Origin of the sequence: Pantoea piersonii (assembly GCF_003612015.1) — a bacterium.
In the GTDB taxonomy this organism is placed as follows: domain Bacteria; phylum Pseudomonadota; class Gammaproteobacteria; order Enterobacterales; family Enterobacteriaceae; genus Pantoea; species Pantoea piersonii.
In genome coordinates, this window is record NZ_RARB01000004.1 from 70,400 (window position 1) to 85,868 (window position 15,469).

Sequence of the window (15,469 nt, forward strand, 5' to 3'; positions counted from 1 at the left end):
CATTCCGACGAGATGTTAATGAATTTGTGCGAATTTGTTTTGACGAACTAAATGTTTCGCCACAACGGTGTTACACTAGCGCCCGCTGTTACCGGTAACAGTGCTGCTGTAACCCTTAATCCGCATAAAAAAATCATTACAACGCAACTGTTTAACTTTCATGCCGCATTATAAGCGGTACTGAGGCAATGTCATGTCAGAACAAAAACGTGGCCAGACACGCAGGGATTTTCTGTTAAAGACCATTGCGCTGGCACCCGCCATGGCGGCAGGTAGCGCCGTCGTCGGGGGCTTCAGCGTGGCGCCTGCGGTACAGGCCGCCGATCCCGCTGCTGCGCAACCCGCGCGCGACTATCAGCCGAGCTGGTTTACCGCAGAAGAGTTCGCCTTTATCAAAGCAGCCGTTGCACGCCTGATCCCAAATGACGAGCGTGGCCCCGGCGCGCTGGAAGCGGGCGTGCCGGAGTTTATCGACCGCCAGATGAATACCCCTTACGCCACCGGCGCTAACTGGTATATGCAGGGACCGTTCAATCCGGATCTGCCTAAAGAGCTGGGCTATCAGCTGCCGCTGGTGCCGCAGCAGATCTACCGTCTGGGTCTGGCGGACGCCGACGACTACAGCAAGCGTCAGCATGGCAAGGTGTTCGCCGATCTCAGCGGCGAGCAGCAGGATGCGCTGCTGCAGGCGATGGAGAGCGGCCAGGCCGATTTTCGCCAGCTGCCAGCGAAAACCTTCTTCGCCTTCCTGATCCAGAATACCCGCGAAGGCTTCTTTAGCGACCCGATTCACGGCGGCAACCAGAATATGGTGGGCTGGAAGCTGATCGGCTTTCCCGGCGCGCGCGCCGACTTTATGGACTGGGTTGAACGCGGCGAGCGTTATCCCTTCCCGTCAGTTTCTATTCGCGGGGAGCGCGCGTAACCATGGCAAACGAAATGAAAAAAGCAGATGCGGTGATCGTAGGTTTCGGCTGGGCCGGCGCGATCATGGCCAAAGAGCTGACCGAAGCTGGACTTAATGTGGTGGCGCTGGAGCGCGGCCCGCACCGCGATACCTATCCTGACGGTTCCTATCCGCAGTCGATTGACGAGCTGACCTATAACATCCGTAAAAAGCTGTTCCAGGATTTGTCGAAAAGCACCGTGACTATCCGCCACGACGCCTCGCAGACGGCGGTTCCCTATCGTCAGCTGGCGGCGTTTCTGCCGGGCACCGGCACCGGGGGCGCGGGACTGCACTGGTCCGGCGTACACTTCCGCGTCGATCCCACCGAGCTGCGCCAGCGCAGCCATTACGAAGAGCGCTACGGCAAAAACTTTATTCCGGAAGGGATGACGATTCAGGACTTCGGCGTCACCTATGACGAACTGGAGCCGTTCTTCGACAAGGCGGAGAAGGTCTTCGGCACCTCCGGTACCCCCTGGAGCATCAAAGGCCAGGTGATCGGCAAGGATAGCGGCGGCAACCCGTTCGCGCCGGATCGCTCTGATAAATTCCCGCTGCCTGCGCAGAAACGCACCTGGTCGGCGCAGCTGTTTGCCGAGGCGGCGAAATCGGTGGGCTATCACCCCTACGATCTGCCATCGGCCAACACGTCCGGCCCGTACACCAACCCCTACGGCGCGCAGATGGGGCCGTGCAACTTCTGCGGCTACTGCAGCGGCTACGCCTGCTACATGTACTCGAAAGCATCGCCGAACGTAAACATTCTGCCTGCGCTGCGTCAGGAGCCGAAGTTCGAACTGCGCAACAACGCCTATGTGCTGCGCGTTAACCTGACTGAGGATAAAAAGCGCGCTACCGGCGTGACTTACGTCGATGCGCAGGGGCGTGAAGTGGTGCAGCCGGCGGATCTGGTGATCCTCTCAGCGTTCCAGTTCCACAATGTGCACCTGATGCTGCTCTCCGGCATCGGCAAGCCTTACAACCCGATTACCAACGAAGGTACCATCGGCCGCAACTTCGCCTACCAGAATATTTCGACCCTGAAGGCGCTGTTCGATAAAAACACCACCACTAACCCGTTCATTGGCGCGGGCGGCGCGGGCGTTGGCGTAGATGATTTCAACGCCGACAACTTCGACCACGGGCCGCACGGCTTTGTCGGTGGTTCGCCGTTCTGGGTCAACCAGGCGGGTACCAAGCCGATCTCTGGCCTGCCGACCCCAACGGGCACGCCGAACTGGGGCAGCAAGTGGAAAGCGGCGGTCGCGGATACCTATACGCACCATATCTCCATGGACGCCCACGGCGCGCATCAGTCTTACCGCGTCAACTATCTCGACCTCGATCCTAACTACAAAGATGCCTACGGCCAGCCGCTGCTGCGCATGACCTTTGACTGGCAGGATAACGACATCAAAATGGCGCAGTTTATGGTCGGCAAGATGCGTAAAATCGCCGAAGCGATGAGCCCGAAGATGATTATCGGCGGCGCGAAAGGGCCGGGTACCCACTTCGACACCACGGTGTACCAGACCACGCATATCAGCGGCGGCGCCATTATGGGCGACAATCCCGCCACCAGCGCGGTGAACCGTTACCTGCAAAGCTGGGACGTGCCGAACGTCTTTGTACCGGGCGCATCCGCGTTCCCGCAGGGGCTCGGCTATAACCCGACGGGGATGGTGGCGGCGCTGACCTACTGGTCGGCGAAAGCGATCCGCGAGCAGTATCTGAAAAACCCGGGTCCACTGGTGCAGGCATAAGGAAATGGCGATGAAAAACGGCTTACTGGCCCTGATTCTGGGCACGATGACCTTTGCCGCGCTGGCGGACGATAACGGCGGCGATCGGGTAAAACGCGGTGAGTATCTGGCGCGCGCGGGCGATTGCGTCGCCTGTCACACCAGCAAGGATGGTAAACCTTTTGCGGGCGGCCTGCCGATGGCGACGCCGATCGGCACCATCTACTCCACCAATATCACGCCCGATAAGGCGACCGGCATTGGCGACTACAGCTACGACGACTTCCAGAAGGCGGTGCGTCACGGCGTGGCGAAAAATGGCGATACCCTCTATCCGGCGATGCCTTACCCTTCCTATGCGGTGGTGAGCGACGACGATATGCAGGCGCTTTACGCCTACTTTATGCATGGCGTTGCGCCCGTTGAGCAGGCTAATAAAGAGAGCGCGATTCCCTGGCCGCTGTCGATGCGCTGGCCGCTGGCGATCTGGCGTTCACTGTTCGCGCCGGACGTAAAAGCGTTCCAGCCTGCGGCGCAGGAGGATCCTGAACTGGCGCGCGGTCGCTATCTGGTAGAGGGGCTGGGCCACTGCGGTGCCTGCCATACGCCGCGTAGCATCACCATGCAGGAAAAAGCGCTGAACAACGGCGAAGGCAGCGACTATCTGGCGGGCAGCAGCGCGCCGATTGACGGCTGGACCGCCAGCAACCTGCGCGGCGACAACCGCGACGGGCTGGGGCGCTGGAGCGAGAACGACTTGCGCCAGTTCCTGCGCTACGGCCGTAACGATCATACCGCCGCGTTTGGCGGCATGACCGAGGTGGTGGAGCATAGCCTGCAGCATCTCAGCGATGAAGATATCGCCGCGATTGCGCGCTACCTGAAGTCGCTCGGCGCGAAAGATCCGAGCCAGGCGGCTTTTAGTCAGGACGACGCCACGGCGAAAGCGTTATGGAAAGGCGACGACAGCGCGACCGGCGCATCGGTCTATGTCGATAGCTGCGCGGCCTGCCATAAAACCGACGGCAGCGGCTACCAGCGCTTTTTCCCGGCGCTGCGCGGCAACCCGGTGGTGATGACTGACGATCCCACCTCGCTGATCCATATCGTGCTGGCGGGCGGTACCTTGCCTGGCGTAAAAGGCGCGCCGTCGGCCATCACCATGCCGGCGTTCGGCTGGCGGCTCAACGATCAGCAGGTCGCGGACGTGGTGAACTTTATCCGCACCAGCTGGGGCAACGGCAGCCAGTCGAAGGTCACGGCGAAGGATGTGGCGAAGCTGCGTGAAGATAAGACGATAAAACCTTATCAGGGCAGCGCGGATATTCATCAGCTCGAAAACCCGTAATGCTCAAAGGCGCCCGGCTGACACCGGGCGCCTTTTCCCGCCTCTTTAGCCTTTCATCGCGCGCTGGCGCTTAAATATTCTCCAGATCGATGCCGCGCGTCTTCGGCCCGTAAATCCCTACCGAGAGCATCACAATCAGCATACTTGCCACAATAAAGGCGATAACGCCCTGACTGCCCGCATACTGCAAGATCAGACCGATCAGAATACTGCTGAATACCGTCGAGAGGCGGCTGAAGGAGTAGCAAAAGCCGACCGCGCGGGCGCGGATATGGGTCGGGAAAATCTCTGTCTGATAGGCGTGATAGCTAAAGGTCAGCCAGGCGTTGGACCAGGTGATCAGGAAGCCGCAGACAATCAGCAGCGCCGGGCTGGTCTGAAAGGCGAACAGCGTGCCGAATACCACGGTCATCAGACAGGACAAAACGATCTGCCATTTGTTCTCCAGCTTATCGGCGTAGCGGCTGGAGATCAGCGAGCCGAGCGGGTAGGCAAGGGTGATGAAAAAGGCGTAGAGCAGGCTGTGGGTGACGGTGGCCCCTTTGCCCGACAGCAGCGCCGGCAGCCAGTTGCCGAAGCCGAAAAAGCCGATCGCCTGAAAGAGGTTCATCACCACCAGCATCAGGGTGCGCTTGCGGTAAGCTGGCGCCCAGATCTCGCTGAACCGGCCGCGTTTCGGCAGCTGCGCCGCCGCGTCATCCGGCGGGAAATCCGCGCCGGGAGCGACGCCGCAGCGTTTTTCCATGGCGCTCAACACCTGATGCGCCTCCTGATGGCGTCCCTGCTGCGCCAGCCAGCGCGCCGACTCCGGCAGATCCTTACGGATAAACCAGATCGCCAGCGAACAGATCGCGCCCGCGATCACCACCCAGCGCCAGCCCTCAAGACTCAGCACTGTCTGTGGCACCAGCCACCATGACATCAGCGCCACCGCAGGCACGGAAAGGAACTGCACAAAGAAAGAGAAGGCGAAGGCGCGGCTGCGCAGATGCGTCGGCACCCATTCCGAGAGATAGGTATCGATAGTGACCAGTTCGATGCCGAGGCCGATGCCCACCAGAAAACGGAACAGGATAATCATCTCCGCGCTCTGTTGAAAAGCCATCAGCAGGGAGAAAATGCCATACCACGCCAGCGCACACATAAAGGTCAGGCGGCGGCCGAAGCGGTCAGCATAGGGCGCCAGCAGGCTGGCGCCGACAAACAAGCCGAGAAAGGTCGCGGAAGCGAAGGCGGCCTGATCGGCAATGCCGAACACGCCTGCGCTGCCGGTGTGGAAAACGCCAGCGGCCAGCAGACCCGAGCTGATATAGCCGGTCTCGAACAAGTCGTAGAGTTCAAAGAAGCCGCCGAGCGCGAGCAGCGTAATAAAACGCCACAGGCCTCGCGATGACGGCAGGGCGTCGATGCGCCCCGCTAAACTGTTGTTATGCGGCGTCGGCGCAGCGAACGCCGGCGCTATCCCTGAAGGGCAGGTTGTTGTCATTATTTTATAAACCTCGGTGTGACGGTGTTTGCCTGTCCTGCTAACGGCGTGGCGACGTTGTAAAAATAATTAACCGTTAGCAAGCGAAGAGATAGCAGAATAATCAATTCGGCGATCCTTGCCGAGAGGGTTGTTGGTGAGTTTTTAGCAACGTACGTTGCAGTTTTAGCCGTCCCTGGCAAGCCCGCTACGGCATCTGCGGATAGACCCCGGGACCGACAGGCAATCCCAGCGCATACCAGGCGAGCAGCAGCGCGATCCAGGTGATAAAGAAGAGCACCGGATAAGGGAAAATCAGCACGTAATAGGTGCCGAGCTGCGCATCTTTCTGGTATCGCTGCAGGAAGGAGAGGAACAGCGGCAGAAAGGGCGACATCGGCGCCAGCGGCAGCACTGCCGAATCGGCGATGCGGAAGATCATCTGGGCGAAGGCCGGGTGGAAGCCGAGCAGCATAAACATCGGTACGAATACCGGCGCAAGAATCGACCAGATCGCCGAACCGCTGGCGATAAACATACAGAGAAACGCTGACAGGAACATCAGGCCGAGGAAGGCTGGCGCGCCGCTGATGCCCGCGCTCTCCAGCACATCGGTCAGCCCGATGGCCATAAATTTGCCCATGTTGCTCCAGTTAAAAAAAGCCACGAACTGCGACAGCGGAAACACCATCACAATAAAGCCCGCCATGCTTTTCATCGGCTCCACCAGCAGCTGCGGAATATCATCCGGACGGCGGATCTGCTTCGTGACCGCGCCATAGACGATCGCCACGACAAAGAAGAACAGGATGATGATCGGTACGATGCCTTTGATAAAGGGCGACGGCACGATACCGCCGGTTACTGGATCGCGCAGCGGTGCATGTTCCGGCACCACCAGCAGCGCCATCACGCCGATAAACAGCAGCGCCGCGATGCCCGCCGCGCGCAGGCCGCGATTCTCCAGCGGCGTCAGGGCCGCCAGCCGCTCGCTGCTGCCTTCTTTCCACTGCGGCAGGCGCGGCTCGATAAACTTGTCGGTCAGAAGGGCGCCCGCCACGGTCAGCACCAGCACGGAGGTGGCCATAAAGAACCAGTTGTCGATCACGCTCACGTGTACCGTATCGCTCACCGCCTTCGCCGCCTCAGTGCTGATGCCGGAAAGCAGCACGTCGGTGGTGACGATCAGCAGGTTGGCGGTAAAGCCGGACGCGACGCCCGCAATCGCCGCCAGCAGGCCCGCGACCGGATGGCGGCCCACGGCGAGAAAAATCAGCGCGCCGAGCGGCGGCATCACCACCAGCGCGGCATCAGAGGAGATATGGCTGAAAAAGGCGATAAACAGCACCATATAGCTGGCGTAGCGGCGGCTGACGCGCGACGCCATCTTCACCATCAGCGACTGCAGCAGGCCGACTTTTTCCGCCAGGCCCGCGCCGAGCACCAGCGCCAGAATCGAACCGAGCGGCGTAAAGCCGCTGAAATTTTTGATGATGTTGGGCAGGATCCACTGCAGGCCCGCTACGCTCAGTAAATTGTTGACGCGCACCAGCTCGCCGCTGACAGGGTTTTTCACCGCCAGATCGAGGCTGCTGATAATGGCGGTCGCCACCATCAGCACCAGGATCAGATAAACAAACAGCAGGAAAGGATTGGGGACTTTATTGCCGACCCGCTCAATCCAGCCGAACACTTTCCCAGGGCTGCGATTCTCCGACATTACGGTCATGTTATTCCTCGTCTTGTATGGTCGTGTTTGCGTTTTTTATTGTGTTATCGGTCCGCGCCTGAGGCGCGGCCGTGGCTCAGTTGGCCAGTTTTGAAGGCGTGACGCCTTCAGGTATCGGACAGCGATAGGGCTGGGCGCGGCGCGCGCGCTCAAATTCGGCGCGACAGCGTGCCAGCGCCTGGTCATCGTTCAGCAGCTCCAGTACGGTGGCGGCCATCACTTTGGCCGCCAGCAACATGCCTTTATGCGCGATAGAGGTGCGGCCCTGCGCCACCAGCTGCCACGTATGAAGCGGGGTGCCAAAGGTAAAGCAGGGCGCGAAGCACTGTGCGACAGGCGTGACCCAGCTGACATCGCCGACGTCGGTAGAGCCGTAGAGCAGCTCGCGCGTCGCCGCGCAGGGCGCTACCTCGTCCATCAGCAGCTTGTCGCCGTGCGCCTCGATCCAGGCCGCGCCCGCCTCGCCGCCGGTGCGCGCCGCATTGAGTCGGGCATTGCGCAGATCGTCCTCGCTGAGCGTGGCGCGGATCTCGGCGGCGAAGGCGCGCTCTTCGTCGCTGTAGTGCGGCAGACCGAAGTGATGCAAATAGCGCTCCATCACCGCCTCCAGCGCGCGATTCGGCACGTAGTTGGAGCACGCCTTGTCGAAGCGAACGGTGACGTGCGTGTCAGTCATCAGCGCCGCGCCCTGGGCGATATTAATAACGCGCTGGTAGATCTCCTGCGCCTGCGGTAGCTCCGGCGCGCGGATCAGGTAGAGCACTTCAGCATCGGCCTGCACGACGTTAGGCGAGACGCCGCCGCTGTTGGTGACTGCATAGTGCAGCCGCGCCTCCTGCACGATATGCTCGCGCAGAAAGTTCGCGCCGGTGTTCATCAGCGTCACGGCGTCTAGCGCGCTGCGTCCGAGGTGCGGCGAATTAGCGGCATGCGCCGCCACCCCTTTAAAGTGAAACGCCGCCTGGATATTCGCCAGCGTGCTGAGGTTAAACAGGCCGCTGAAGCCTTCGGGATGCCAGGTCACGGCGGCGTCGACATCATCGAACAGCCCCTCGCGCACCATAAAGGTTTTGCCGGAACCGCCCTCTTCGCCGGGGCAGCCGTAAAAGCGAACCGTGCCGCGTCCGCCGTGCTGCTCCCTCCACGCCTTAAGCGCGAACGCCCCCGCCAGCCCTGCGGTGCCGAGCAGGTTATGGCCGCAGCCGTGGCCGTTGCCATTCTCCTCCAGCGGGTCAGGCCGCGCGCAGCCCGCTCGCTGGCTCATCCCCGCCAGCGCGTCGAACTCGCCAAGAATGGCGATAACCGGTTTGCCTTCGCCCACGCTGGCGATAAAGGCGGTTTCAATATTGCCGACGCCGCGCGTCACGGCGAAGCCTTCCTGCTCCAGCGCATCGGCCAGCAGCGCGCTGGAGCGGGTTTCGGCGAAGCGGGTTTCCGGCGTGTCCCAGATGGCGTCGCTGAGAGCGGTAAAGCGCGCCTGGTTAGCGTCGATATAGTCGCCGAGGAAATCAGCGTTCATCACCCGCCTCCAAACTGCGATTGATTGAGCGCCAGCGTCGCCAGCATCTGCACCGCTTTACCCATTACGCTTTCGTCAAAATCGAACTTCGCGTTATGGTGGCCCGCCGCCAGCTCGCAGCCGAAAATCGCGTAGGTCGCCTGACCACCGCGCTGTTTTACCCGCTCCATCATACAGGTGGCGTCTTCCGATCCGGCGGCCTGCGCTTTGCTATCCACCACCGAGTCGAAGATGCCCAGCGCCTCCGCCTGCTGATGAAGGAAATCGACCCAGGGCTGCGTCGGCGTGCAGCTGCGCGCCGCGCCCATCAGTTTGACCTCATACTCCACGCCGTACATCGCCGCCGCGCCAGCGATAATACGCAGCGCCTGCTGGTAGATATCGTCGTTAACCTCATTGCTGACGCCGCGTGTCTCCACCTTCATCAGCGCCGTATCGGCCACCACGTTGCGGCCCGTTCCCGCCTGCAGTACGCCGACGTTGACGCGCGCTACGCCGCCGCTGTGCTGCGGCAGGCCGTGCAGACCCAGCGTGGCCTGCGCCGCCGCCAGTAAGGCGTTGCGACCCTCTTCAGGCTTGCCGCCCGCGTGCGCGCCGACGCCGGTAAAATGCACGTCCAGCTTGGTGGTGGCGAGGAAGCTGTCGCTGCCGCACACCAGCTCGCCAGCGGGCACGCCGGTGCCGAGATGGATGGCGGTAAAGAGATCGACATCGTCCACCACGCCTGCTTCCACCATCGCCTTCGCGCCGCGCACGCCCTCTTCGGCAGGCTGAAAGATCAGCTTAATGGTGCCGCTCAGCTGCGACTTCATCGCCATCAGCACGCTGGCGAGCCCGAGCCCGATAGTGGTATGGCCGTCGTGGCCGCAGGCGTGCATCATGCCGGCGTTGCAGGAGGCGAAGCCTTCGCGCTGCGGCAGATGGTCGGCCGCCTGGCTCTCATTGAGATCCAGCGCGTCCATATCGACGCGGAAACCCATTACCGGGCCGGGACGACCGGTCTCCAGCGTGGCGACGATGCCGCAAAAGCCGCCGGAGAAAGCGGGCATCCACTGCGCCAGCGCGCCCTGCTGCAGCGCGCGCGCCTCCTGCTGCTTCAGGGTGTCGGCGTCGGGCAGCCCCATACGCGCCTCGGCATTGATTACCTCGCGGCCGAGCTGCAGCTGATAACCCAGCTTATGCAGCGCATCGGCCACCCGCGTCGCGGTGCGGAATTCCAGCCAGCCGGATTCGGCGAACTGATGAAGATCGCGCCGCCAGTTTTGCATTTGCGGCGCCAGCGCCTGGACCTGTTCAGAGAGGGTTGTCATAGGAAATCCTTATTGTTGGTTTTTTATGCACAGTCCCGAATTTACACAAGCCTCTCTGGCCGCATAAGATGCAAATATCTTTCTCCTGATAAACAGTGGTTATCATGCCGTCACAGCTTAAGCTGCATCAGCTGCGCGCCTTCGTTGAGGTCGCGCGCCAGGGAAGCATTCGCGCTGCAAGCCGTCTTTCCGGGCTTTCCCAGCCTGCGCTGACTAAATCGATTCAGGAACTTGAGCAGGTATTAGGCGCTCGGCTCTTTATTCGCCGTCAGCAGGGCGTGATGATGACCGACGTGGGTGATAACTTTTTTCGCCATGCCAGCCTGGTTTTAGAAGAATTACGTGTGGCGCAGGAGGATATTCAGCAGCGGCTTGGGCTGGCGGGCGGACGAGTCAATATCGGCGTCGGCGGCAGCGTGGCGCGCACCATCATGCCGCAGGTGATCACGCAGTTTCACCGCGAATACCCGCTGGTCAAAGTGCGTATCGTGGAGGGACAGCTGGTGTCGATGATCCCAGAGCTGCGCCAGGGCGAGCTTGATTTCACCATCAACACCTACGATCAAAGCCATCTCGATCAGGAGTTGAGCTTTGAGAAAATGATGCAGCGCGAATATCGGGTGGTGGTGCGTAAAGGGCATCCCATGGAGAAGGCGCGTTCGCTGGCGGCGCTACAGCAGTGCAACTGGACCATGCCGACGCCGAAAGGCAGCTACTACCGCCTGCTGCACGATCTCTTTAGCGAGCGCGGCATGGCGCCAAAAATTGTGGTCTCCTGCGAGACGTTTATGGCCTGTACCAGCCTGGTGGCGCAGAGCGATTTCGTCAGCATTTTATCGGTGGACGTGATCAACGATCCGGTGCTGGGCCATCAGCTGGTGGCGCTGGAGCTGGACGATCCGCTGCCGAAAGCGACCTTCTATTTGATCCAGCGAAAGGATACCGCGCTGACGCCGATGAGCGCCTATATGGCGCAGCTGTTCCGCCGTTATTGCCAGTAAAAACAGCAGGTAAGCCCTGTCGTCTACACTATTAAGGTGCTGTAAAAAATCCAACCGACAAATGGAGGTGAAGATGCAAGTCAGTCCTTATCTGTTTCTCTACGGCCGCTGTGAAGAGGCTATCGACTTTTACCTGAAGGCCACCGAGGGAGAGCTGCTCTATAAAATGACGTTCGGCGATATGCCGGATCAGGGCGAACAGGTGGGCGACCAGTCTGCGCCGCCGCTGCCGCCGGAGAAGATTATGCATGCTCATCTGCGTATCGGTCAGGGCGAGTTGATGCTGAGCGATGGCAATACCGATCAGCCCCCGGCATCGGAGCACGCCGGTTATGCGGTAAGCCTTTCGACTACCGATGCGGAGCAGGGTAAAGCCTGGTTTGAGAAACTGTCGGCTGGCGGGAAAGTGACGACGCCGTGGCAGGAGACCTTCTGGTCGAACGGATTCGCCATGTTTATTGATAAATTCGGCATCCCGTGGCGTATTAACGTGGTGAAGCCGCAGCATTAAGTTATATAAGTGCTCACGCGGTTAGCCTGATCCGATCGCAAAGACGCTCAAGGCATCCCTGCGCGCTCGGCCCGCGACATCCTTGTCGCGGGACGCTTTGCTCTTCGGCTCAGGCTAACCACTTTGTCAGTGAGGTGCGCTTGACTGTTTTATCAGAAGTTATAGCCCGCCACCAGGTAGTAACCCCAGCCGGTCGATTTCACTTCAAAGGGTCCGCGACCGAAATTCAGCTCCTGGCCGTCCGCCCACTGTCCGCCGTTATGGAAATAACGCGCCACGGCGGAGATATGCCAGTGATCGTAACCCAGCGACAGAATATGGCTGGAGGCGATGGAGTTGCTGGTACGCGAAGCGTCTGACTTGTCGCGCAGGTCAGAACCCCAGTCAAAGTTGGTAAAGCCGATATAGCTCAGGTTGCCGCCCCACAGCGTGGTGATCGGCACCATGTATTTCACCTTGAAGCGATAGCCATCCCAGCTGTTCTCATTCGCCGCGCCGTAGTTTTCCCACTGGTATTTGGCGTAAACGTTAAGCGACAGGCCGACGTCGCTGTGCGTATCGATGTCGGTGCCGAGACCCATATACCAGGTGTTCTGGCGGTTATCGCTGTTACGGCCCATATCGTAGATATAGTTGTTAGCGAAATACCACTCTTTGAACGGACCGAAAGCCAGGCTGGTGCCAGTCAGCTTATCAATAGAGAAACGCGGCTCAATTTCCATGAACATCGGCGAACCGTGGTCGAAAATACCGTTGGCGTTACTGTTGCCCATGCCGAAGAAATTGGTCAGGTCGAGGTAGCCGTAAAAATCGAACCAGTCTTTTTTGGCAAAGGCTTCATATTCCAGATAGACATCATTATTGAACTGCGGTCCGAAGCGGGTGTGATAGCTACCTACCACGTTAACGCTCTGGTGCCACCAGTCGGAAAGATATTGCGGATCGCTTTCGGCGGCTTGCGCGCTGCCAGCCAGAGAGGTCGCCAGCAAGGCTCCTGCTATCAAGGTTTTAAATGTCATTCTCATTAACCACATGCTTTCGACCACGCCTGGACGCAGTCAAGGTGAAATCAATCCCAGAGTAGGGCGGCGAAGATGTAACCGTTTTTTACTGCCGGTTTCTAGCCTGCGTAGCCTGACCGTTACAGGGCGATAGAAAATAGATTTTGCTCACGTTTGTCAAAATGTGTTGCATTGCATTTACGTGAAAATGTGAAGCGTGTCACGAAAATAAGCGGCAGCGAACGGAACGCCGCAACCGTTTACGTTGTCGGCATCGCGCTCGAACGTGAAATTCAGGGTAGGGTGACGCGAACCTGCAAACCGCAGATAACGCCTTGTGGGTTGAGACAGTTGGAGAGGGCTACCTGGATATGGTGTTTCTGCGCCACGCTGCGCACTATTGATAACCCTAAACCGCTGCCCTGCGCCTTCACCGTGGGGGCACGGGTAAAGCGATCAAAGGCGCGATCGATAAAGGCTTCTGGCATGCCGGGTCCGTTATCGACGATATCGACCACGGTGCGATCGCCGACGCGGTGCAGCAGCACGTCTACCAGACTGCCTTCCGGCGTGTGCAGCATGGCGTTGCCGATCAGGTTATCGAACAGGCTGCGCAGCTCGGAGCGGCTCGCCTGCAGACGATAGTGGGTCGAGCCATTAAAACCGATATCAATGCCGCGCTTATCGGCCACCACCATCAGCTGCTCAATGCTCTCTTTCAGCAGATCTTCCAGCTCAATATGCTCGATCGAGGCAACGACGGTTTTATCCTCCTGGCGAGAGATATTAAGCAGCTGCGTCACCAGATGGCGCGTGCGCGTGACGCCCGCCTCCAGCTGATCGAACTGGCGGCTCGCTTCGCCGGGCTGAATATGCTGACGCAGGTTCTCCAGCTGCAGCGTTACCGCGGTCACCGGCGTACGCAGCTCGTGCGCGGCGTCCTCAAGAAACTGGCGCTGCGACGACCAGGCGGCGCGCAGCTTATTGAGCAGCGAGTTGTACGCCTCTACCAGCGGCAGGATCTCGTCCGGCAGTCCCTCCGGCGAGACGAGATGAGGATGCAGCGTCTCCTGCGCCGCGATTTCACGCGACGCGACGCGCAGATCGCGGGTGATTTTGCGCACCACCAGCCAGATGACCAGCAGTGAGAGCGGCATCATTAAAATCATAGGGATAATGGCCGACAGCGCGCGCTGCACCATTACGGAACGCATATAGCTCAGGTTATGCATAACCTGGATGGTCTTGATCTCACTGCCCGGCTCGCCGGGGCGCGTATAGATACGCCAGGCGCACTCGTTGCAGTCGCCGACGTCGATATCATGCCACCCTTTTTCCGCCTGCAGCGGCGCATGCAGCTCCGGCCAGGAGCTGGCACGCAGTTTGCCGTTGCTGTCCCACAGCTGCACCACATAGGCGCTTTTGACCTTGTCGGCGTGCAGCATCAGCGGCATCAGCGCCGGGATCTCTTTATTGGTCGCCCAGGCGTCGGCGATTTTCGACAGCTGGTCATCCTTCATGGTGCCAATCATCTCGCCGTAGCAGCTGAAGAAGTACCAGGTGACGCCGCCAATCATCAGCAGATGAATAATCAGCAGCGTACTCAGCAGTTTATTACGCAGGGAGCGCATAAAGGTAAAAGGTTTCATAATGCAGGCACGCGCCAGCCGAGTCCGCGCACGTTGCGGATGGCGTCATTGTCGAGTTTGCGGCGCATGCCGTGGATCAGCACATCGACCGCGTTGCTGGTTACCTCTTCGCCCCAGCCGTAGATGCGGTTCTCCAGCTGTTCCCGCGACAGTATCGCGCCGGGACGCTCCAGCAGAGCGTAAAGCAGCGCATATTCGCGCGCGGTAAGCTGCTCGCGCTGCCCCTTATAGAGCACTTCGCGCGTCATCATATCCAGCTGTACGTCGCCGCTGCCGAGCAGCGAGTCCGCTGCGCCGTGGCGACGCCGGGTGATGGCGCGCATGCGCGCCAGCACCTCTTGCAGATCGAAAGGCTTCAGAAGGTAGTCATCGGCGCCGCTGTCGAGCCCCTGCACGCGCTGCGCCACAGTATCGCGCGCCGTTAAAATCAGCACCGGCGTGGTATCGCCGCGTCCACGCGCGCGCTTCAGCACCTGCAGGCCGTCGTCGCGCGGCAGGCCGAGATCGAGCAGCACGCAGGTATAGTCACCTTCGCTCCAGGCGTGATGCGCGAAAACGCCGTCGCGCACCCAGTCAACCGACCAGCCTGTGGCTTCCAGCGCCTGCTGCAGGTTGGCGCCGATCATTTCATCATCCTCCACCAGTAGCACGCGCATGAAAAATCTCCTCGTTGATAAGTAGCCGCAGTTTACGCCGGGATTATTAGCACAGAATTAAAGCTGCCGCACAGCGCACCCTGCGGCGCGCAATGCTAATTCTGCGCTAATTTTCCGCTAATTAAGGGATAAATTTCCTGCGTTAAAGTGGGTTCACTGAAGATCATGCCGTATCAGGAGAAACTCATGAATCAGCGCGAATTTATTCGTAGTTTGCTGCAGTGGATTGAAAACAACTTAGGTCAGGATCTGCATCTGGATGAGGTCTCGCGCCGCTCGGGCTATTCCCGCTGGCACCTGCAGCGTCTGTTTCGTCAGCATACCGGCTTTTCGCTGGCGGAGTATATTCGCCAGCGCCGGCTGACCGAATCCGCTCTGCTGCTGCTGAACAGCAACGAGGCGATTCTGCAGGTGGCGATGAACTACGGTTTCGATACCCAGCAGGCCTATACGCGCACTTTTAAAAATTATTTCCGCGTCACTCCAGGGCAGCTGCGCCGCCAACGGCGCGTCGAGCCGGACCGGCTGCTGTTCCCGCTGGCGATGGCGGGCTAAGTCAGCAAACAGGTGTAACAGATGGCTGAATTGT

The 15,469-nt window shown here is 59.8% G+C and carries 13 protein-coding genes; 6 read left to right on the forward strand and 7 right to left on the reverse strand.

The genetic code is table 11. The annotated features are described in order from the left end of the window. Nucleotides 1–193 precede the first annotated feature (193 nt). Genes D7S44_RS12280 through D7S44_RS12290 form a run of 3 tightly spaced genes read left to right on the forward strand, consistent with a single transcriptional unit; the run spans nt 194 to nt 4,039 of the window. Complete coding sequence (locus D7S44_RS12280; protein WP_120455229.1) at nt 194–925, forward strand: gluconate 2-dehydrogenase subunit 3 family protein; 732 nt, start codon at nt 194–196, stop codon at nt 923–925. A 2-nt stretch (nt 926–927) separates the two neighbouring features. Further along, nucleotides 928–2,712, forward strand: a complete 1,785-nt coding sequence (locus tag D7S44_RS12285) for a GMC family oxidoreductase (protein ID WP_120455231.1) — start codon at nt 928–930, stop codon at nt 2,710–2,712. Between the two features lie 10 nt (nt 2,713–2,722). Beyond that, nucleotides 2,723–4,039: a c-type cytochrome gene (locus D7S44_RS12290; protein WP_120455233.1), complete on the forward strand. Its 1,317-nt coding sequence runs from the start codon at nt 2,723–2,725 to the stop codon at nt 4,037–4,039. 70 nt (nt 4,040–4,109) lie between these two features. Here D7S44_RS12290 and D7S44_RS12295 read toward each other — a convergent pair whose 3' ends face one another. The 4 genes from D7S44_RS12295 to D7S44_RS12310 form a co-directional block, all read right to left on the reverse strand. After that, nucleotides 4,110–5,525 (reverse strand): MFS transporter, encoded by a 1,416-nt coding sequence (locus D7S44_RS12295; RefSeq protein WP_120455235.1) that lies wholly within the window; start codon nt 5,523–5,525, stop codon nt 4,110–4,112. Nucleotides 5,526–5,712: 187 nt separating this feature from the next. After that, complete coding sequence (abgT, locus tag D7S44_RS12300; RefSeq protein WP_120455237.1) at nt 5,713–7,233, reverse strand: p-aminobenzoyl-glutamate transporter; 1,521 nt, start codon at nt 7,231–7,233, stop codon at nt 5,713–5,715. Between the two features lie 76 nt (nt 7,234–7,309). Then, entirely contained in the window at nt 7,310–8,752 is a 1,443-nt protein-coding gene (locus D7S44_RS12305) for a M20 family metallopeptidase (protein ID WP_167456971.1), read from the reverse strand. Beyond that, entirely contained in the window at nt 8,752–10,062 is a 1,311-nt protein-coding gene (locus tag D7S44_RS12310) for an amidohydrolase (protein ID WP_120455241.1), read from the reverse strand. Before D7S44_RS12310 ends, D7S44_RS12305 begins: the two co-directional genes overlap by 1 nt. A 104-nt stretch (nt 10,063–10,166) precedes the next feature. Here D7S44_RS12310 and D7S44_RS12315 point away from each other — a divergent pair, with 104 nt between their 5' ends. Beyond that, nucleotides 10,167–11,063, forward strand: a complete 897-nt coding sequence (locus D7S44_RS12315; protein WP_120455879.1) for a LysR family transcriptional regulator — start codon at nt 10,167–10,169, stop codon at nt 11,061–11,063. Nucleotides 11,064–11,136: 73 nt separating this feature from the next. After that, nucleotides 11,137–11,574: a VOC family metalloprotein YjdN gene (gene yjdN / locus D7S44_RS12320; RefSeq protein ID WP_120455243.1), complete on the forward strand. Its 438-nt coding sequence runs from the start codon at nt 11,137–11,139 to the stop codon at nt 11,572–11,574. 152 nt (nt 11,575–11,726) lie between these two features. Here the strand turns inward: yjdN and D7S44_RS12325 are convergent, their stop codons facing one another. The 3 genes from D7S44_RS12325 to D7S44_RS12335 form a co-directional block, all read right to left on the reverse strand. Beyond that, a complete protein-coding gene (locus tag D7S44_RS12325; RefSeq protein WP_120455244.1) occupies nt 11,727–12,593 on the reverse strand; it encodes a nucleoside-specific channel-forming protein Tsx in 867 nt (288 codons plus the stop codon). A gap of 275 nt (nt 12,594–12,868) precedes the next feature. Continuing rightward, the gene (locus tag D7S44_RS12330) at nt 12,869–14,224 is read right to left on the reverse strand and encodes a sensor histidine kinase (RefSeq protein WP_120455246.1); all 1,356 of its coding nucleotides are present in this window, start codon (nt 14,222–14,224) and stop codon (nt 12,869–12,871) included. Beyond that, nucleotides 14,221–14,880: a response regulator gene (locus D7S44_RS12335; RefSeq protein WP_120455248.1), complete on the reverse strand. Its 660-nt coding sequence runs from the start codon at nt 14,878–14,880 to the stop codon at nt 14,221–14,223. Before D7S44_RS12335 ends, D7S44_RS12330 begins: the two co-directional genes overlap by 4 nt. 186 nt (nt 14,881–15,066) lie before the next feature. Here D7S44_RS12335 and D7S44_RS12340 point away from each other — a divergent pair, with 186 nt between their 5' ends. Then, nucleotides 15,067–15,435, forward strand: a complete 369-nt coding sequence (locus D7S44_RS12340) for a helix-turn-helix domain-containing protein (protein WP_120455249.1) — start codon at nt 15,067–15,069, stop codon at nt 15,433–15,435. Nucleotides 15,436–15,469 lie beyond the last annotated feature (34 nt).